Source organism: Micromonospora citrea (assembly GCF_900090315.1).
In the GTDB taxonomy this organism is placed as follows: Bacteria; Actinomycetota; Actinomycetes; order Mycobacteriales; family Micromonosporaceae; genus Micromonospora; species Micromonospora citrea.
This window is the reverse complement of the sequence record NZ_FMHZ01000001.1, coordinates 26237-44293: the sequence shown is the minus strand read 5'-3', so window position 1 is coordinate 44293 and position 18057 is coordinate 26237. Positions and strand designations below refer to the sequence as shown.

Genomic DNA, 18057 nt, shown 5'->3' with positions numbered 1-18057 from the left:
CCGACCGTGTCAGCTCAGGTTGGCGAACGCTTCGACGTTGCGGGTCCTGCCGGCGACGATAAGGATGTCGCCGGCATAGATGACTGTGCCGGCGGTGGCATAGGTGAAGTCTTCACCCGGCCGCTTGATCGACACCACCGTGATGTCGTGCTTGGAGCGTAGCGCCGAGTCGGCGAGGGTCTGGTCGAATGCCTCCTCGGGGGCGCGAGTTTTGGCGATGGCGTAGTCGTCCTCGAACTCGATGAAGTTGAGGATCTTGCCGGTGACCAGGTGGGCGACGCGTTCGCCCATCTCGTGCTCAGGAAGCACGACGTGGTGGGCGCCGACGCGCTCAAGGATGCGGGCGTGCTGCCGGTTGACGGCCTTGGCCCAGATGTTCGCTACGCCGAGGTCGGCCAGCAGGGCGGTGGTGAGGATGCCTGCTTCGAGGTCGGTGCCGATGCCGACGACGGCGTGGGTCATCTCGTGCACGCCGAGTTGCCGCAGGGCGACCTCGTCGGTGGTGTTGGCGACGGCGGTGTGGGTGAGCTCGTCGGCGTAGGTCTGCACGACGGCAGGGTCGGCGTCGATGCCGAGGACCTCCCAGTCCTGGCGTATGAGCTCGATCGCCATGGAACCGCCAAAGCGGCCCAGGCCGAGCACGGCGATGCGGTTGCTGGTCGCGGATTTCCTAGCCAACGATCGGTCGCTCCTCAGGTAGTTCGTAGCGGCGGGTGCGCTCGCGCAGCGCCAGCGCGGTCGCGGCGGTGATCGGGCCCAACCGGCCGACGAACATCAGCATGATCAGGATGACATGCCCTGCGGTGCCAACCTGCGCGGTGATGCCGGTGGACAGCCCGACGGTAGCGAACGCCGAGGTGACCTCGAAGAGCACCTGGTCGAGCCGAAACGGGGTAAGCGCCAGCAAGGCGACCGTGGACGCGGCGACGGCGGCGACGCTGAGCAGCGCGATGGTCAGTGCCTGACGCTGCACGCTGGCGGGTAGCCGGCGGCCGAGGGCGTGCACGCTCGGCTGGCCGCGGACTTCGGCGAGGATGACGAAGCCGAGCAGTGCGAACGTGGTGACCTTGATGCCGCCGGCGGTGCCGGCGCTGCCGGCGCCGATGAACATCAGCACGTCGTGGATGAGCAGCGTGACGTCGTTGAACTCGGCCACGTTGAGGTTGTTAAACCCCGCGGTGCGCGGCATCACCGCGGCGACGAATCCGGCGAGCAGCTTGCCGCCGATCCCGAGGCCGCCCAGCGTGCCGGGGTTCGACCACTCCGCGACGCTAATCGCCAACCAGCCACCGGCGAGCAGCACGACCGTCATCCCCACCGTGATCTTGGTGTGGATCGACCAACGGCGCGGCGTACGGAACTCGCGGCGCAGCTCGAACAGCACCGGGAAGCCGAGCCCGCCGATGATCACCGCGGCGGCGATGGGCAGGCAGATCAGCGGGTCGTCAACGAACTGCATGAGGCTGTCGGCATACAGGCCGAAGCCGGCGTTGTTGAACGCCGAGATCGCGTGGAACACCCCTAGATACAGCGCTCGGCCCGTGCTGTGGCCGTAGCCTTCGGCGAACCGCCAGGCCAGCGCGGCCGCCACGACCGCCTCGACGATGAGACTGACCCGCACGACACCCAGCACGACCCGGCGGACCTCACCGACCCCGATCGCCTTCGTCTCCGCCTGGGTACCCAGCTGCAAGCGCATCCGCAGCCGCCGCGCCACCAGCAGGCCGAGCAGCGACGCCAGCGTCATGATCCCGAACCCGCCGATCTGGATCAGGCCCAGGATCACCGCCTCGCCGAACCCGGACCAGAACGTGCCGGTGTCCTCGATGACCAGCCCGGTCACGCACACCGCCGACGTCGCGGTGAACACCGCCGTCACCAGCGGCGCGCTGCGGCCGCTCTCCGTGGCGAACGGCAGCGACAACAGGGCGGACCCGGCCAGCACCGCCACCGCAAAGCCCAGCACCACCAGCCGAGCCGGATGCCGCACCGTATCGGTCAGCCGCGTGCTCACCGCCGACGGCACGCGGAATCGACGTACCCTGGTCCCTACGAGGGCTGTCAGCCGTCGCGTACCTTCGCGCATGCCACGTGCCACCGAACGCCACCGGCCGGGCGCTTTGACCGGATCGCGGCCGGCCATCGGTGCCCAGGCCAACAGCGCCGCACCCAGCGCCGCCGCGACGAAGATCCCGACGACCGCAAGCAGCCCCACCAGTAGCTGCACCCAGGTCGACTTCACCACGTCATGATTCACCCTCTGGGCATGCCGCCCGCCGCGGGCCTCCCACATCGACGCGGGCGCCGCCCGCTGGCGGCGGGTAGTGGAGCGGCGCGCACCACCAGGTACGCGTGCCCGGTGGGGCAGGCCGGAAACACGGTTAGATCCACAGACCCGGCGACGCCACGGAATCAGGAAGCGTCAGCGTCGGGGAACTGCGCGAGTACCTCCGGTGGCGCCGGCTCCACGGGCAGGGGTCGGGGTTCGGTGTGTTTGTCCGGGCTGCAGCGGCTGAAGGGTCCGTACTCGGCGGCGAGTGCGGTGAGGTGGGGGTCGAGGTGGTCGCGCCACCATATGCTCATGCCGGTCTGCGGGTCGCTGACGCGCAGGGTCTCCCAGGCTCGCCACAGCGCGTAGAGGCGGGAGATCGCTTCGGGGTGTGCCCACCAGCGGGGGCACCAGTTCACTCCCGAGGTCGGCCCCGAGGCGAGGCGCCGTTCAACGACGTGGGCGAGGTAGTCCCCGACGAACGCCTCGACGTTGCGATAGGCCGGCTCCGGTGCGGCGTCATCGGCAGCCGGCGGTGTGGCGGCCGGCGGCGTGGCGTCCGGGTCGCCGGCGAGTTGGCCGAGCAGGGCGCTGAGGTCGGCGACCGGATCGCTGACCGGTCCGGTGGTGGGTGTGGTCATGGCGTCGGCTCCGGCGGGGCGTCGGGGGTGAGGGTCCAGTCGGTGCGGCCGTCAGGGTCCCAGCGGGCGATCGACGCGCGGATCGCCTCGGCGTACGGGCCGTCCTGCCAGGGGGCGGTGCGGGCGAGCGCGGGCGGGGCGCCGGAGGCGTAGACGACCATCCGGCCGCGGGGCAGGGCGTGCAGGTCGGACACGTCGAGGATCCGCTGCCGTCGGGTGGCGTGGGAGACGGACCGCTGGCCCCACCCGGATCCGCTGCTGCTGGTGGAGCGGGTGGTGACGTCGTGCTCGCCGATGAGCTTGGAGAGTTCTTCCAGCCAGTCGGGGTCGGCGACGCCGCCGCCGTAGGTGCGGACGTTGGCCGCGGACCAGAGTTTGCGCATGCCCTCGCGTCCCCACACGTCGACGCCCTGGGGGTAGGACTGCAGGATCGTGATGATGGGCAGGCCGTGGGAGCCGTAGTAGGAGTAGAGGCTGGGAAGTTGGCGGAGCCGGCAGATGTTCGCGGCTTCGTCGAGGATGCTCAGCAGCGGCGGGTCGAGGCGCCGGCCGGCCGAGGCGCGGGCGCGTAGTTCGCCGGCGCGCAGGACGGCGTCGGTGAGGGCGGCGACCAGTGGGGCGGGGGAGCCGGGGCCGCCCTGGGACAGCAGGTAGAGCACGTCGGTGCTGACCACGAACGCGGCCGGGTCGAACTCGAGGACCCCGCCGCGCGTGGGCGGGGTGACCCAGGCGGTGACGGCGGGCTCGGTGAGGCACATGAGCATCTTCTGGGCGCCGGCATAGATGCCGCCGCGGGTCTTGTCGGGCATGTTGACCACGCTGGCGACCGCGTCAGCGGGCAGGTCGAAGCCGCGCTCGCGCAGCAGCGTCGCGGGTTCGTCGTCGCGAGGGCTGACGGCCCACCGGTACGCGGCGAGGATGTTCCGACCGGACACGGCGGCCGCGAGGAGCAGGTTCGCCACCAGCTCCTCGCTCGATGGGTCGAAGAAGGCGTCGCGGCTGACGCCGGGTTCGCGTTCGGCGGCGGCGAAGTGCTCGGCCAGGCGGCGGGCGTCGCTGATGGTGGCGACGGCGCGCAGCGGGTTCCACCACATGCCCTGGTGGTCGCCGAGGATGTGCTGCGGGTCGAACGCCCACACGGTGCCGCGGGTGGCGCGGATGTCGCGGGTGGCGTCGACGATGTCGCCCTTGACGCTGGTGACCAGGGTCGGGCCGGGGGCGGCGACGATGGCGGGGATCGCGCGGCTGGTGGTCTTGCCGGTGCGGGGGCCCCAGATGTCGACGGCCATGTCCTCCCACGACTGGCGCAGCGGCATTCCGTCGGCGACGGTGGTGCCGATCAACACGCCGAGCTGGTCGGGGTCGGGCCGGTCGACGTCGGCGAGGCTGGGCCTCAGCCGGCGGCCGCTGTCGGCGACGCCTTTCGGCCCGAGGTGGGCGAGGTCGGCGCGGCTGGCCATGCGGCGGGCGGCCGAGTCGACACGGGTGCGGCGCCGGCGAGTCCACCGCCAGGCGGCGGTGCCGCCGACGGCCAGGAGCGCCAGGACGCTCACCTCGGCGACGGCGACGAGGGTGCAGGCCGTGGTCCAGGTGATCTCGCCGCGCAGCACCGCGGCGGCGACCCGGATCGGCCCGCCGCCGGTGTAGCCGGGTGGGCGGGTGAGCACGACCGGCAGCCACGCGGCGCTGGCGAGGACCAGGACCGCGGCGGCGATGCCCCCGGCGATCAGGCCGGCGTCGTCGTGGCCACCGCGCGGTCCGGCGGGCCGGCCGCTCACGTCATCGTCCAGCGGAAGTCGGTGTTGCCGAGCTGCTTCTCCACCTCCGTGGGTTCCAGGTGCACCGGGATACCCGGCCGCGACCCGACCTTGATCAGGAAATTGCCGCGCCCGACGGTTTCGCTGCCCTCGGCGGCCGTCCACGACGGGGGGGCGGACCAGGACAGCACCTCGCGCCGTTCGGCCTGCGACAGCGGCCGGACCCGGGCGACGGCGTCGAGCTCCTGCTCGGAGCACGGACCGATCATCAGCACCGCGGACCGCTCGGCGAAGCCGCGGGCTTTGGCCCGGTCGTGGGCGGTGGGCAGCGCCTCCAAGTCGGCCAGCGAGTGGGTGATGAACGCCGTTCCGGTGCCCTTCTGCCTGTTCAGCCGGGTGAGGCCGTCGGCGCGGTCGACCAGGCCGTGGCCGACGCGCAGCGCCCGCCACAGCTCGTCGAGCACGGTGAAGAACGTTCTCGGCGGGGCCAGGCCGAGGTCGGCCATCAGGTGCGCGGCCTCCACCTGGGCGAAGCCGTAGGACCAGGTCGACAGCAGGGTCGCGGCGGTGCGCAGCTCGTCGGTGTCGTCGATGCCGGAGATGTCGACGCACACGGCGGGGGTGTCGAGGCGGATCGCGGTGGTGGTCTGTCCCTCGAAGGTGTCGCCGAGCGGGCCGTGCAGCAGCGCCAGCAGGGTGCGGTGCAGGCCGGCGGTGTCGTCGCGGAACCGGGGGATGTCCTGCTCTTCCTGCCACAGCGTGACCGCGCGGACCTCCGGCGGGGCGTCGCGGATGACGCGCAGGACGTCGGAGAGCACCGGCTGGGTGTCGGTCTCCCGTTCGGCGAGGTAGCGCAGCGCGGCGGCCAGGACGGTGGTCTCATCCGAGGTGACGGGTCCGCGCCGCACGAGGGTGGCCAGAGCGACCAGCATGTTCAGCCGCCGGTCGGTGACCGCGGCGCGGACGACGGCGCCGGTGCGTTCGTCGACGCGGTCGAGGACCTGCCGCCACGGGCCCACGTCCAGGGGGTTGATGCGATCGAGGCCGGGCCCGACGCGCAGCACCTGCCCGCCCAGTGCGCGGACCAGCTCGGCGTAGTCGGGCTTGAGGTCACCGAGGATCAGCGGGGTGACGCCCTGCGCGGTGAGCCCGAGGACCATCCGCCGTACCGCCGTGGACTTGCCCATGCCGGGCTCGCCCTCGATCCACACCGACGGGTTGTTGATCAGTCGGGCGCGGGTGTACCAGGAGATCGGGTCGAAGCACACTGCGCTGCCGGTGTAGAGGTGTCGGCCGACCGGCACGCCGATCATCGGCGTCGACGCGCCGGTGCCGAATGGGAACAGCCCGCACACCTGCACGGTCGTGCCCCGGTACTCGATGGGCGGCTCCACCCACGACCAGCGGCCGCCGCCGGGCCCGGCGTGACCGAGGCGGCCGGGCCGGCGACCGGCTGGTCGACGCGGTGCGGGCGGGGTGGCGTCGCGGGTGCTGATGGTCATGCCGGTGTCCTAGAAGGGGATGGAGGCGTGGGTGGGCAGGACCACGCCGGCGGGCAGGCCGGCGGCGAACCCGGCGGCCTGGCAGCCGAACATCGGCCGCAGCACCAGGCGGGCCTCGCCCGCGCGGGCCCGGATGATGCCGGTGGCCTCGTCGAGCTGCGTCTCGTCGGCGACGGTGGCGGTGACCAGCACGGTGAAGCGGGTGACCCCGGCGCCGGCGGCCTCTTCCTCCGCGGCCTGGTCGGCGGCGGCGAGGTCGGTCAGGTCCCGGGCGCTGGGCCGGTGCTTCTTGCCGGCCAGGAACCGGGCGTCGCGCTTGTCGGACTCGACCAGCCGAGCCGCCTCGCCGGGCGAGTAGGGCCGGTAGATCATGCTCACCCGCTTGCGCAGCAGCTGCGGGTCGGGGTCGGTGAGGCGGGCGAACAGCCGCGAGTACACCACCCCGCGCGGGGCCTCGACCATGCACCAGGTGCGCGAGACACCGGAGTCGTGGCGGTAGGAGTCCCAGCTCTCCCGGGTGGCCACCGGGCCGGCCTGCGGCCAGTCGGGGGTGAGCTGCGGGTCGCGGGTGAGATCGAGGGCGGCGGCCGGGTCGTACGCGGCGCGCACCACGCCGGCGAGACCGCGGGCGGACATCGGCACGATGCCGGCGCCGGTGGCGCCGGTCAGCCCGGCGTGCAGGTGCGGCAGCCGGGCGGCGACCTCCCGGCACACGTCCTCGTGTGACATCGACCGGCCCGGCGGCGCGGTGTAGGTCAGCGACACCCGGGTGTCGACGGACGCCGAACCGGCCGGGTACGAGCGCACGACGTCGTCGAGGACCTGCAGGGCCAGCGCCGGGGCGTCGGGCCGGGACGTGGCGGCCACCTCGGCGGCCAGCCGGGTGCCCGGGTCCGGGGTGGTCTCGACGGTCACCTGGGCCTGCACGAGCTGCGGCTCCCGCGACAGCGCCGCCAGCCAGGCCGCCAGGTGCCCGACGCGGGCGTCGATGACCGCCTGGTCGACCAGGTCCATCCCTTCCGGCGCGCACCGCAGGGTGACCGTGTAGTGCCGGCTCTGCGGCACCACAACCACGGCGACGAGCCCCGAGCGGCCGGTCTCCACCTCATACACCTCGGAGCGGGCCAGCACCCCGGGCAGTTGGTGGGCGGCGGCGACGCGGGACGCGACACCCGAGACGTACACGTGCTGACGGCGAGCCCGCCCCAACCACCACGCGACCCGAGTGGTGATGACCTGGAAACCGGTGCGCCCGTTCACCCGGATCGCCAACGGCGCCAGCACCAGCGTGCCGACCACGGCGGTCAGCAGCGCCGCCACCGTGGACAACGGCAACATCCCGGCGGAAAGCACCATCACCAGGAACGCGGCGATCGTGCCGACCGGACCGAGCCCGAACAACCCGGCACCACGGCCGAGCCGCCAGTTGCCGTAAGTGCGTTGCTGCTCGCCGGCCCGCTCCCGTACTCCGGTGCTCATCCGCCCTCACCGTCCACCGCGCCGGACGCGGTTCCGCCGACCTTGCGCACCGCCGCCGGTCCGGCCTTCACTGCGGCGGCGGCGATCCCGATCGGGCCGGCCGCTGCCGCGCCGGCTCCTGCCGCGCCCGCGCCGGCCCCGGCGGCGCCAGCACCTGCTCCTGCGCCTGCCCCTGCTCCTGCGCCGGCCCCAGCCGCGCCGGCGCCTCCGGCACCCGAGCCCGCTCCAGCCGTGCCCGCTCTCGTGCCCCCACCCGAGGGGTGAGGTGCCGGCGTGGGCGCCGACGGAGTCGCCCCGCCGGGGCGGCCGGCACCGCCGCCACCACCCGACCGTCCGCCGGACCCGCCGCCGCCGCTGCTGCTGGCGTTGAGTCGCATCGCACCCGAGGCGATCTGCCCGGCCCCGGACACGGCGGCAACCGCGACACCACCGGATCCGCCGCTGGACAGCACCGACACCGCCGGGGCGATCAGCCGCATCAACGCCGGCAACGCCACGATGGCCATGCAGAACATCACCAGCCCGGTGAGCAGCGTCGTAAGGTCCTGGCCCTTGCCGAGCATCCAGAACACCGCGGCGTAGATCGTGGCCGCCGCCGGCTTGTAGAGCACCAAGGCCAGCAGCCACGTCAGATACCTGTCCCGGATCGCACGCCCGGACCCGGCGATGCCCGACGCGGCGGCCAGCGGCAGCAGCCCGGCCAGCAACACCAGGCCAGCGCCTCGGGCCAGCAGCAACAGCAACTGCACCATCGTGGCCAGGAACATCATGATCGAAATGCCGATCACCATCAGCGCGGACAGCCCATTGGTAGCGACGGCCGGCGCGAAGGCACGAAGCCGTCCACCCAGGTCACCGTCGGCAGAGGCGTCGAGGATCCAGTCGGAGTAGGCGTCGCCAACGCCGATGAGCAGTTGCACGGCGGGCACACCGGCACCGGCGATCACGACCATCGTCACCAGGCCCTTGGCCAGGGTGCCGGCGTCGCGGCCGTTGCGTTCCCAGGCGAGCCGGATCGCCCCGATGAGGACCGCACCCACTGCGAGCGCGGCCACCGCCCAGTTGGTGTAGGCGCTCAGATAGGCGACGGTGCCGTCGCAGACGAACTCGCCGGATGCGTCGGTGCGGCAGGAGCCCTGGGACACCTTCGTCGTAGGGATCGACAACCAGCCGGCGACCAAGGCCTTCAGCATCTCCGCGGCAGCCTCAGATGCCTGCTCGGATAGCTCGTTGAGGAACCGGCCGGCGGTGGTGTCGAGGACCTGACCTGGGACGCAGACGGGATTGACGATCGGGCAGTCGTCCGGCACTACCGGGGCCCCCACTCCACGACGCCGGTGAGGTCGCTGGTGACCCGGTTGATGGAGACCCAAGCTCCGCCGGGCGGGGCTTGCATGCGCCAGTCCCCGTCACGCCAGAGCAGCGTCAATGACAGCACGTGGTAGCGCGGGGTGCCGGCCGACGGGGCGCGTAGCACCAGCCCAATGACGGCGGTGTCGGGCGTGTAGGACTGGTAGGTGAAGCCGGCGATCTGGCTCAGCGAGCCGGGGTCGGCAGGGCCGCTGTCGCTGGCGCGGTATTCGGCGACGAGGCGGTCTCGGTCGGCGCTCGGCACGAACTGGCCCTCGATGGTGGGCTGCCAGTAGTCCGGCCCGAGGGTGTGGCTGGCTCTGGTCATGAGCTGCGCGGCAGCGACTAGAGCACCTTCCGGGGTGTGGGCGTACCCGGACGCGGTGGTCCCGGTGACCCGCTTTGGGCCTGCGGTGGCGCTGACCGGTACGGCAGACGCGCCGACGAGCTCCCAACGCACGTCGGCCGGTGGAGACGTCGGCACGGCCGTGGGCAGTGACTCTGCGGTACTGCTGTCGGCCGCAGCGGGCGCGGTCGTCGGCGCACCAGAGGCCGCACCGCCACTCCTGTCGTCGTCACCCATGGATAGCAGTGCGATCAGTAGCCCTGCTACGAGGACGAGCACGAGCAGCGCTGCAGCGGCGATGAAACCAGGGCGGGTCCAGGGCGGACGCTGGGCGAAGTCAGGCTGTGACATGAGGGCCTCCTGGCCTACGCGATGAGGGCCCCGACGATGGTGGATGCGCTGCCGATGAGGAGGCAGGCGGCGAACACCCAGCCGAGCTGGGCGACGTTGGTGTCGTCACCGCGGCGGTGGGCGAGGGCCATCTTCGCGGCGCTGTAGAGGAGCCCGCCGACGCATGCTGCGGTGGCGAGCCAGGCTACCCACTGGAGGATTTCCAGCACGTTGCTCTGCACTACCCCGGGAGGTGCCACGCCGCCGCCGGGGTTCGGCACCCCACCGCCAGGTGGAGGGGTGGGGCCGGGCGCTGCCAGGAACTGCCCCAGGCGTACCTGTAGGTCCGTGAGCGTCATCGGGTTTCTCCCGGTCTCGTGTGGATCTTCTGTGCGAGGGCGTGGCGGAGTGTCTCGATGTCGGGGGGAGTGCCGACGTCGCGGGGGTCGTCGGCGGCCAGGAGTGCGTCGACCCAGCCGACGCGCCATACCTGCGGCGCCCATCCGCTGAGCAGGTGCAGGCGTTCGGTGGCGATGCGGGGCGGCCGGCGTGGTGAGGCCGCGACGGCGACCACGCCGAGCACGCTCGTGGTGCCGGGCATGCCTTCGCGGCGACGCCACTGTTCGATCGCGCCGGTGGCCGCCCAGGTGCCGTGGGCGGACAGGCGGCAGACCAGCACCACCTGGGCGGGCGGCATCATCGGCGCCGTCAGCGGCCACGCTCGACCGAAGTCGGCCCCGAAGCCGACGAGCCGGGCCAGGGTGCTTGCCCCGGCGCCGCCGTGGCATCCGACCCACCAGACCGGCGGCCATCCGCCCTGGAAGACGTCGTTGGGAATCACCGCTGAGGGCAGGTGTGGTGCGGTTGCGAGGCGTGTGCGGTGCGCGGCAACAGCCGTCGTCTTCACCGGCGGCCCCGTCGCACGCAGATGCTCCCCGTCACCTGATGCCTCCCCCGTGTATCAAGGTCACCGACGAGTAGCTGACAGTAGCACCGCGTTTCGGAGTGGATCTATGGTGATTGCTCTGCTGCGGACAGGGACGTGAATGGCAGCACGGGGGAGGGCGTCAATGGCACGCAGAGCGGGCGCATCCGCGCGTCTCAATGACGTGGGATGGGTTAGGGCGGTGCTGGCCGCCGCAGCTGCGGCTGTGGCGTTGGCGGGGTGTGGTGGCCCGGTCGAGCAGGGCACCGCGGCGCCGGTTCTGAGCGGTCCGGTGTATCCGACGGCCGGCGCGGTCGAGGTGTCGCCAACGTCGACCGGCGAGGCACCGGGCCGCGACGATCACGGCGATGAGCGGGCACCTGTCGCGCCGCCGCCGGCGGCTCAGGCACCCCGGGTGGCGGCGGCGTTCGCGGCGGCGTGGGCGCGGCCGGATCTGCCGACGGAGGTGTGGTGGCAGCGGGTCGCGCCGCACTGTGAGGAGGGCTTCGCTCGTGCCCTGCGCACCGTCGACCCGGCGCAGGTTCCGGCGCGCAGGGTGACGGGCCGCCCGGCGGCGACGCGGGCGCCGAAGGGCGGGGCGGCGGTGTACGAGGTGCCCACCGACGCCGGCACGCTGACCGTCACTCTCGCCGCCGTGAACGGGCGTTGGGTGGTCACCGGCAACGACTTCGTCCGGGCGGTCCAGTGACGCGGCGACCGATCGCGCTGATAGCGGCGGTGGCCGCCGTGGTGATGCTGGTGTGCGGTGGAACGGTGGGTCTGCCGCTAGTGATGTTCGGCCAGGCGCAGGCGGAAGCGGCGGCGTGCGAGGTGCCGTCGGTACCCGGCGCTTCACCGGTGCCGGGCGCCGGACGGTGGGACAGCGCGCAGAGCACGAACGCGGCGACCATCGTGGCGGTCGGGCGCCAACGTCAGGTGCCGCCGCGCGGGTTCGTCATCGCGCTGGCCACCGCGATGCAGGAGTCCACGCTGCGCAACCTCGCCAACTCGACGGTGCCCGAGTCGCTGTCCCTGCCGCACGAGGGTGTGGGCCGCGATCACGACTCGGTCGGGTTGTTCCAGCAGCGTCCCGGGTGGGGCAGCGTGCGGGAGCGGATGACGCCCAGCTACGCGGCCGCGAAGTTCTACGAGGCGCTGGTGCGCGTCGACGGGTGGCAGCGGATGCGGCTGACCGACGCCGCGCAGGCGGTGCAGCGCTCGGGTCTGCCGGAGGCGTACCAGAAGTGGGAGGCCGACGCGGAGCAGCTCGCCGCGCGGGTGCTCGGTCTGCCAAGCATCGACGACATCGGCGGTGGTGCGCCGACAGCCCCGTGTGGCGTCGACGACCTGGGCCCGATACCGGTCGGTCCGGGCGGGTGGGTACAGCCGCTGCAGGCGATGATCACCAGCCCGTTCGGCCCCCGGAACGGCCGCCTGCACGCCGGCGTCGACATGTCGACGCCGGACGTGCGAGGTGACCCGATCCGTGCCGCGTCGACGGGCGTTGTGGAGCAGGTCAAGTGCGACTGGCACACCACCTGCGACCGGGACGGGCACACCGGTGCGCGTGGCTGCGGCTGGTACGTCGACATCCGCCACGCGGGCAACATCGTGACCCGCTACTGCCACATGATCCAGCGACCCGAGGTGTCCATCGGCCAGCAGGTCCCCGCCGGAACGGTCATCGGCTTCGTCGGCAACAGCGGAGGCAGCTCCGGGCCGCACCTGCACTTCGAGGTTCACGTCAACGTGCGACCCGGGCCGTACCACGCCACCAGCAGCAACGCGGTCGACCCGGAACCGTGGATGCGAGCCCGCGGCGTGCCGCTCGGGACAAGGTCATGACCGGCGCCCACACGATGACGGCCTCCCCCGCCGAGGCCGGGGAGGCCGTCATCGTGACGTGCGCGGGGCCGCTACGCCTGCGCCGGGACGTCGGCCGGCGTCACCAGCCCGTCTGGCCGATCCTGCACGGGTTGTGCCTGCCGAGGCGCGCGGCGCCGCCTGGACGTGCCGGACGACTCTGGTGCGTCCAGGCCGAGCTTCGCCAGATCGTCGGCGGTCCAGCCGCCGGCGACGGCGTCGGCATATCGGGCGGCGTACCGGGTGCTGGCCTCACGCAACGCCTCGGCGAGCTGGTCGCGTTCATGCCGGGCGGTGGCGGCCTCGCCGACCAGGTTCGCGCGCTCACGCAGCAGTTGCAGCGCCGCCTTCTCGGTCTCGGTACGGACGGCCTTGGCGGACTGTTCGGCCATGGGATCCTCCCCCAGGATGCTCCGGTTGGGTGGCTGAGGACGCCGAGCCTAGCGGTCAAGATCGATCGGTGCGGACCCGCTCTTCCACCCTTCCCCCCGGCCGGTGGGGGCGCTATCAGCCTCAGCCGAGGTCGTCGACCAGGGTCAAGGGTGGGCCACAGGCCCATCGCGCAGCGACGCGTAGCGCCCTTGATGCTGGGCGGCGGCCGGCTATCGTCTCCGGCCCCCACGGGGTGGGTTCGTGGTGCGCTCCGTCAGGTGCGCTCGGCGCGACCACACGCTCAGGTCGCGCACACGCGACCGCCCTCCGTTGTCGGAGCAAGTTGGAATAAAAGTCTGACTTTTGGTCAGACGGGCCGCGCTGCGGCCGGCCGAGACGCGGCGAGCGACGCCGGTCGGGAGGGTGATCGACGTGGCTGATCCGGCGCAGGTCGGCGTGGTCCGGTTCGGTGCGAGCCAGCGCCGGCGGCGTGCCCACAGCGACGACGATCCGCGAGTGCATCGGGTGACCGTGCGGCTGTCCGAGGCTGAGATGGCGGCGGTTGAGGCGAATGCGGCGGCGGCCCGGATGGCTACCTCGGCGTACCTGGCGGAGGCCGGATCTGCACCGCTCGTGTCCGCCGCCGGCCCGGATGGCGCTGCGGAGACGGGTCCGTTGCTGGTCGAGTTGATGGGCGTTCACCGGCAGGTGCGGGGTGCGGCGCACAACCTGAACCAGGCCGTGGCGCGGCTGCACTCCACCGGGGAGCCGGCCGGGGACCTGGCCGCGACAGCGGCGTACCTGGCGCGGGTCGCGGCGCGCGTCGACGAGCTGGTGACCGCGATCGCCGCCGCCCAGACCGGTCGACGCTGATGATTCCGAAGGTCACCTACGGCACCCGGGTTCGGGGACTGCTGGAGTACCTGTGGGGCCCGGGGAAGGCCGAGGAGCACGTCGACCCGCACCTGGTCGCCGGATACGACGACGTTGCGCTGCTCGCTCCTGGCCGGCACGACCGCGACGGCGAACGGTGGTCGCTGGACGAGCTGGCGGCGCGGCTGGACGCGCCGCAGATCGCCGCCGGCGAGCGCGGAGTGAAGCAGTACGTGTGGCAGTGCTCGCTGAGCCTGCCCGCGCAGGAGGGGCAGCTCGACGATGCGACGTGGGGCCGGATCGCGGGCCGGTTCGTGGCCGAGATGGGTTTCGCCGGCGACCCGGAGCGGGCCGGGTGCCGGTGGATCGCGGTGCGGCACGGGCTGTCGGCGAAGGGCAACGATCACGTGCACCTGGTCGTCACCCTCGCCACCGAGGACGGGGCGCCGGTGTGGCTGCGGCAGGACAAGCGGCGCAGCCAGCAGGTTGCCGACCTCATCGAGGACGAGTTCGGGTTGGGCAAGTGGACGCCCGGTCGGGCCGGGGCGACCCGGCGGCCGGAGCTGACCCGGCCCGAGGTGGAGCGGGCCCGGCGCGTCGACCAGGCGCCGGACCGGGAGCTGCTGCGCCGGCAGGTCCGGGCCGCGCTCGCGGGTGCCACCAGCGAGGCGGAGTGGGTCGCGCGGATGAAGTCCGTCGGCCTTCTGGTCGCTGCGCGCACCGCGGCGACCGACCGGGACCAGGTGGTCGGGTACGCCGTGGCGCTGCGGCCGGCCGGTGCCAGCAAGCCGCGCTGGTATGCCGGGCGCAGCCTGGACGGGGACCTGAGCCTGCCCCAGATCCGCAAGCGGTGGCCCGACGCGCCCCCGCCGCCGGCCGGGCAGTGGAAGGCGGCGGATTCCGCAGAATCGACCGCGCTGCGCGGTGAGGACCGGATGGCGGTGTGGAGGTCGTCGGCCGCCGCCCTGGAGGCGATCAGCGGGCGGCTGGCTGGCGTCGCGCCGGGCTCGCCGCAGTGGCCGGCGGCAGCCCGGGCCAGCGCCGAACTGCTGGCGCGAGTCGCGGCCGTGGCCGAGCCGTCGGGGCGGGGCCCGGTGACGCGGGCGGCTGACGCGTTGGCCCGTGCGGCGGCGCCACCGCGTCGCGCGCCGGCGCCGGCGGCGTCGACGATCGCCGCCGAGCTGGGCCGGGTCGCCGACGCGCTGATGGTCACCGGACCTGCCCGCGACGGCGGTGAGGCGGCGGTGCTGCTGGCCGTTGTCGTGCAGGCGGCCCGGCTGGTGGTGGCGTTGGCCGAGCTGCGCGCGGCCGAGCAGCAGGCACACGCGGCCGGCGCGGCGGCCAGGGCGGCGGCGCACCTGATGCCGCTGCTCGCGCCGGGCGCGGTGCACGTCGAGCGAGACGTTCCAGGCCCGCGCGTCGGCCGGGAGGAGCCGGACGCGGGGCGGGCTCGGGCCCGCGTCGACCCGGCGGCGGATCAGCAGACGCAGCGATGAGAGACGGGGAGAGGTAGTGGCCGACAACGAGATGGCCGAGATCCACCAGCGGGCCACCGCGGCGATGACCGCCGCGATCCAGGCCGCCGGCCAACTGGCCCAGGTGCTTATCGACGCCCGGATCGCGCAGCTGCAACGCGCCGCGCGGGCCAGCGAGGAGCAGGCTCGGCAGGTCCGCGCGCAGGCTCGCGCGGCACAGCAGGCCGACGCGGCGGTGTGGCGGCCGGCGATGCGCCCGGGGTGGTGGCGCACCGCAGGGACGGAGGACATCGCTCGGGTGTGGCGGGCCGCGTCGACGTGGCAGCACGTCGACCCCCGGGCGCAGCAGGCCCGGCAGACAGTCGTCGACCAGCTCGCCAAGAGAGCGGGCCGGACGGCCCAGGCGGTCGAGAAGCCCGAGCCGACGCGCGAGCCGGACGGCATCGAGGTGCTGTCCGATGCCGTCGATCGGGCGGTGCGCGAGGCAACGGACCGGTCGCGGCGGCCGGCGATGTCCGCCGAGGCGGTGCGGGACAGGCAGGAGCGGATGGCCGCCGAGGTCCGCAAGGCGTGGCCGTCTGGGCAGCGGGCCGAGCGGGTGCTCGGGTGTGAGGCGTGGGGTGCGCTGGCGTACACGCTCGACCAGGCACAGCATGCCGGCCACGACGTACAGCAGTTGCTGCGCGGAGTGCCCAACTTCATCGACCGGGCCCGGACCCCAGGGGCGTTTGCGTGCCGGGTGGTGCAGGACCAACTCGACGGGCGCATCGACCTCGGCACGGCACGTCGAGACCGCAGCCAGGAGGCCGCTGCGAACCAGGCGGCCTACACCGATCTGGCGGAGAGCACTGCGGCCAGCAGTGGACCGGCGGTGACCGCTGCTCGGGCGTTTCCCGTCCCGACCCGTGACGCTGTGGCGGCGACGAAGACCGGCAGCGACGCAGCCGGGCAGGTGTCTGCGGTGAAAGCCGTGGAGGCGGGCCTCGACTCGCCCAGCCGCTAAGGCGCCCTCCCACCCAGCTAAGAACAGCGCGACCAGGCGGCCGGGCACGGCCGCCTCGCTGGCCGCGCCGTCAGACCCGCCACCGACTGCCCCCCGGGAGGGCCGGCGGCGGGCCGGCCGAGGAGGTGCTCGCCGCGGTGAGGGCGTGCGTACCTGCAGGCCACCGGACGCCGCCGCGAAGATTAGCTACGAGGGGTAAGTCGTCCTTGCCGGATAGGGTTTGTGGCCGTGACGTCCACCGAATGGGTGCCTCTCAGTCGCCGTCGTGCTGGCCTTGAACCCGAACCGCCCGTTGAAGGCGTTCCGCCGTACCTCGAGCACGAATTACAGACGTGGCTGCGAGGCCAGTTTTTCCAGCACGATGGGTTGCAGAGCGAACTGCGCCTGCGCCTGCGGCGCGCCGGCGCGCTCGGCAACGCGAAGGACGACGAACTGCTGGACGTCGTCGACGCTGTCCTGTTCTGGCATCCCTGGTCCGTCTTTGACGACGGAGAAGACGTCGGCATTGAACTCACACCGGAGCAGGAGAGGGAGTACCAAGAGGAACTCCAGATGTGGCAGCACATCGCGAGTCAGGTACGGGAGATCCTCGACATGGGCGGCTCGTCTTGGCGAGTCAACCGCACGCTCGACGGGCTGGAACGACGCCTGGATGACACCGTCACCGCCGCAGTCGATCACGCCCGGGGCAACGCGCGCGACGATGCCGCCGACCATCTGGCGGCTGCTTGGCGGGCGGCCTACGGACGGAATCCGGACGCAGACAAGGCATACGACGAGGCAGTGCTGGCAGTGGAGGCCGTGGCCTGTCCAGTTGTTTCGCCCCGTAACCCGAGGCCCACTCTCGGTACTGTCATCCGAGACCTTCGCAACCAAGAAAGCCAGTGGGAGCTTGCGATCGGTGACAGCACTGGCGCTCCGGCTGGCATTGGCCGGCTCGTGGACATGATGGCACTCCTGTGGGAAGGGCAATCTCGGCACGCCGGCAGCCCCAACTCCCGTCGGCAGTCCCAGGTAGAAGGAGAGTCTGCGGTCCACCTGGCCGCGACGATCGTGCAGTGGCTCAACAGCGGAGTGCTGCGGCGAAAACCGTGAGTTGTCTACCGACCGGTGGCAAGCCGACCCGGACCGCAGCGCCGGCCACGGCGCGAGGACCGGAAGCGGCGCGGCAGCACCTTCCCTGGCCTTGCCCACTCTCCTACCGGGTGGACTCAGGCTCAGCCGCTGGCGCGGTTCCGCGAGCTGCTGGTACTGCTGGCCGCGCCGGCGGCGGCGTTGACGTGGCGATGGGTGCCGGGGACGGCGAGCTGGCGCCGTCCCCGGTCCGGTTGACTACCCCTCGGACGAGAAATCCACGACACTGCGTTGACTCTTTCTCGCCCCTGGAGCAGTCCCACCGTATGCTCGGCTCGTATCGTTCTGTAGCGCACTGTGCGCTACAGAACGATACAGAGCGGTACACGAGGCCGATCGCTCCGAGTTGTCGAGGCCCGAGCGAGCGGCTGGTTCGGTTGGCGGTTCACCTGGCCTTATGGGTCAGGTGAGCCCGCCTCCGGTGGAGCCGGTCAAGGTGCTGACCAACATCACCAGGTAGTAGAGGATCTTCAGCGCAGTCGCTGTTCCCTCGCCCGCGTCCCGCCACCAACCGGTGCCAGTTCGCGGACCGCGGCCAGAAGGCCGTGCCCTGTGCTTCGCCACCAACCACCTCCATCGATCTGTGGATCTTTCGTCCCCCGCGCGCGTTCAGGGACGATCAGTTCCACACTGGAGGCCGTAGCGGCTTGCCTCGCGAAGCCTACTGTGCGAACACGACACGACCGACACTCCGAACCGAAGGGCGGCGTGTCGTGACGCCGGGCGGGCCCCCTACGT

General features: G+C 72.5%; 17 protein-coding genes. 6 read left to right on the top strand and 11 right to left on the bottom strand.

Annotated features, from left to right (window positions below; translation table 11 throughout):
- Window positions 1-9: 9 nt before the first annotated feature.
- The 10 genes from GA0070606_RS00215 to GA0070606_RS00165 form a co-directional block, all read right to left on the bottom strand.
- A complete protein-coding gene (locus GA0070606_RS00215; protein WP_218105903.1) occupies window positions 10-678 on the bottom strand; it encodes a potassium channel family protein in 669 nt (222 codons plus the stop codon).
- Window positions 671-2242, bottom strand: coding sequence for a TrkH family potassium uptake protein (locus tag GA0070606_RS00210; RefSeq protein ID WP_425413016.1), 1572 nt, complete (start codon window positions 2240-2242; stop codon window positions 671-673). Before GA0070606_RS00210 ends, GA0070606_RS00215 begins: the two co-directional genes overlap by 8 nt.
- Before the next feature lie 170 nt (window positions 2243-2412).
- Window positions 2413-2910: a DUF4913 domain-containing protein gene (locus GA0070606_RS00205; RefSeq protein ID WP_176737162.1), complete on the bottom strand. Its 498-nt coding sequence runs from the start codon at window positions 2908-2910 to the stop codon at window positions 2413-2415.
- Window positions 2907-4688, bottom strand: coding sequence for a type IV secretory system conjugative DNA transfer family protein (locus GA0070606_RS00200; protein WP_091094476.1), 1782 nt, complete (start codon window positions 4686-4688; stop codon window positions 2907-2909). The genes GA0070606_RS00205 and GA0070606_RS00200 overlap by 4 nt, the downstream gene beginning before the upstream one ends.
- Window positions 4685-6169 (bottom strand): ATP/GTP-binding protein, encoded by a 1485-nt coding sequence (locus GA0070606_RS00195; protein WP_091094475.1) that lies wholly within the window; start codon window positions 6167-6169, stop codon window positions 4685-4687. The genes GA0070606_RS00200 and GA0070606_RS00195 overlap by 4 nt, the downstream gene beginning before the upstream one ends.
- A gap of 9 nt (window positions 6170-6178) precedes the next feature.
- Window positions 6179-7648, bottom strand: a complete 1470-nt coding sequence (locus tag GA0070606_RS00190) for an SCO6880 family protein (protein WP_091094474.1) — start codon at window positions 7646-7648, stop codon at window positions 6179-6181.
- Window positions 7645-8958: a hypothetical protein gene (locus tag GA0070606_RS31775; RefSeq protein WP_141721467.1), complete on the bottom strand. Its 1314-nt coding sequence runs from the start codon at window positions 8956-8958 to the stop codon at window positions 7645-7647. Before GA0070606_RS31775 ends, GA0070606_RS00190 begins: the two co-directional genes overlap by 4 nt.
- Complete coding sequence (locus GA0070606_RS34115; protein ID WP_483819071.1) at window positions 8958-9581, bottom strand: DUF8175 domain-containg protein; 624 nt, start codon at window positions 9579-9581, stop codon at window positions 8958-8960. The genes GA0070606_RS31775 and GA0070606_RS34115 overlap by 1 nt, the downstream gene beginning before the upstream one ends.
- Before the next feature lie 128 nt (window positions 9582-9709).
- Entirely contained in the window at window positions 9710-9904 is a 195-nt protein-coding gene (locus tag GA0070606_RS00170) for a hypothetical protein (protein ID WP_245724499.1), read from the bottom strand.
- Window positions 9905-10029: 125 nt separating this feature from the next.
- Window positions 10030-10515, bottom strand: coding sequence for a hypothetical protein (locus GA0070606_RS00165; RefSeq protein WP_245724498.1), 486 nt, complete (start codon window positions 10513-10515; stop codon window positions 10030-10032).
- 499 nt (window positions 10516-11014) lie between these two features.
- On the opposite strand from GA0070606_RS00165, the gene GA0070606_RS00160 reads away from it, so the two are divergent.
- Both GA0070606_RS00160 and GA0070606_RS00155 read left to right on the top strand, forming a co-directional pair.
- The gene (locus tag GA0070606_RS00160) at window positions 11015-11308 is read left to right on the top strand and encodes a hypothetical protein (RefSeq protein WP_245724497.1); all 294 of its coding nucleotides are present in this window, start codon (window positions 11015-11017) and stop codon (window positions 11306-11308) included.
- Entirely contained in the window at window positions 11305-12444 is a 1140-nt protein-coding gene (locus tag GA0070606_RS00155) for a M23 family metallopeptidase (protein WP_176737161.1), read from the top strand. The genes GA0070606_RS00160 and GA0070606_RS00155 overlap by 4 nt, the downstream gene beginning before the upstream one ends.
- A 71-nt stretch (window positions 12445-12515) precedes the next feature.
- Here GA0070606_RS00155 and GA0070606_RS00150 read toward each other — a convergent pair whose 3' ends face one another.
- On the bottom strand, window positions 12516-12854 hold the full coding sequence (locus GA0070606_RS00150; protein ID WP_091094468.1) for a hypothetical protein: 339 nt from the start codon (window positions 12852-12854) through the stop codon (window positions 12516-12518).
- A gap of 403 nt (window positions 12855-13257) precedes the next feature.
- Here GA0070606_RS00150 and GA0070606_RS32275 point away from each other — a divergent pair, with 403 nt between their 5' ends.
- The 4 genes from GA0070606_RS32275 (at window position 13258) to GA0070606_RS31765 (ending at window position 17280) form a co-directional block, all read left to right on the top strand.
- On the top strand, window positions 13258-13707 hold the full coding sequence (locus GA0070606_RS32275) for a plasmid mobilization protein (RefSeq protein WP_091094467.1): 450 nt from the start codon (window positions 13258-13260) through the stop codon (window positions 13705-13707).
- Complete coding sequence (locus GA0070606_RS00140) at window positions 13707-15203, top strand: relaxase/mobilization nuclease domain-containing protein (protein WP_091094466.1); 1497 nt, start codon at window positions 13707-13709, stop codon at window positions 15201-15203. Before GA0070606_RS32275 ends, GA0070606_RS00140 begins: the two co-directional genes overlap by 1 nt.
- 16 nt (window positions 15204-15219) lie before the next feature.
- Window positions 15220-16185: a hypothetical protein gene (locus tag GA0070606_RS00135; RefSeq protein WP_245724496.1), complete on the top strand. Its 966-nt coding sequence runs from the start codon at window positions 15220-15222 to the stop codon at window positions 16183-16185.
- A gap of 228 nt (window positions 16186-16413) precedes the next feature.
- Window positions 16414-17280, top strand: a complete 867-nt coding sequence (locus tag GA0070606_RS31765; protein WP_141721465.1) for a hypothetical protein — start codon at window positions 16414-16416, stop codon at window positions 17278-17280.
- The last annotated feature ends 777 nt before the right edge of the window (window positions 17281-18057 follow it).

Coding starts and splice junctions, on each gene's coding strand:
- GA0070606_RS00195 (WP_091094475.1), bottom strand. CDS start 6,169: ATGACCATCAGCACCCGCGACGCCACCCCGCCCGCACCGCGTCGACCA.
- GA0070606_RS34115 (WP_483819071.1), bottom strand. CDS start 9,581: ATGGGTGACGACGACAGGAGTGGCGGTGCGGCCTCTGGTGCGCCGACG.
- GA0070606_RS00205 (WP_176737162.1), bottom strand. CDS start 2,910: ATGACCACACCCACCACCGGACCGGTCAGCGATCCGGTCGCCGACCTC.
- GA0070606_RS00140 (WP_091094466.1), top strand. CDS start 13,707: ATGATTCCGAAGGTCACCTACGGCACCCGGGTTCGGGGACTGCTGGAG.
- GA0070606_RS00150 (WP_091094468.1), bottom strand. CDS start 12,854: ATGGCCGAACAGTCCGCCAAGGCCGTCCGTACCGAGACCGAGAAGGCG.
- GA0070606_RS00190 (WP_091094474.1), bottom strand. CDS start 7,648: ATGAGCACCGGAGTACGGGAGCGGGCCGGCGAGCAGCAACGCACTTAC.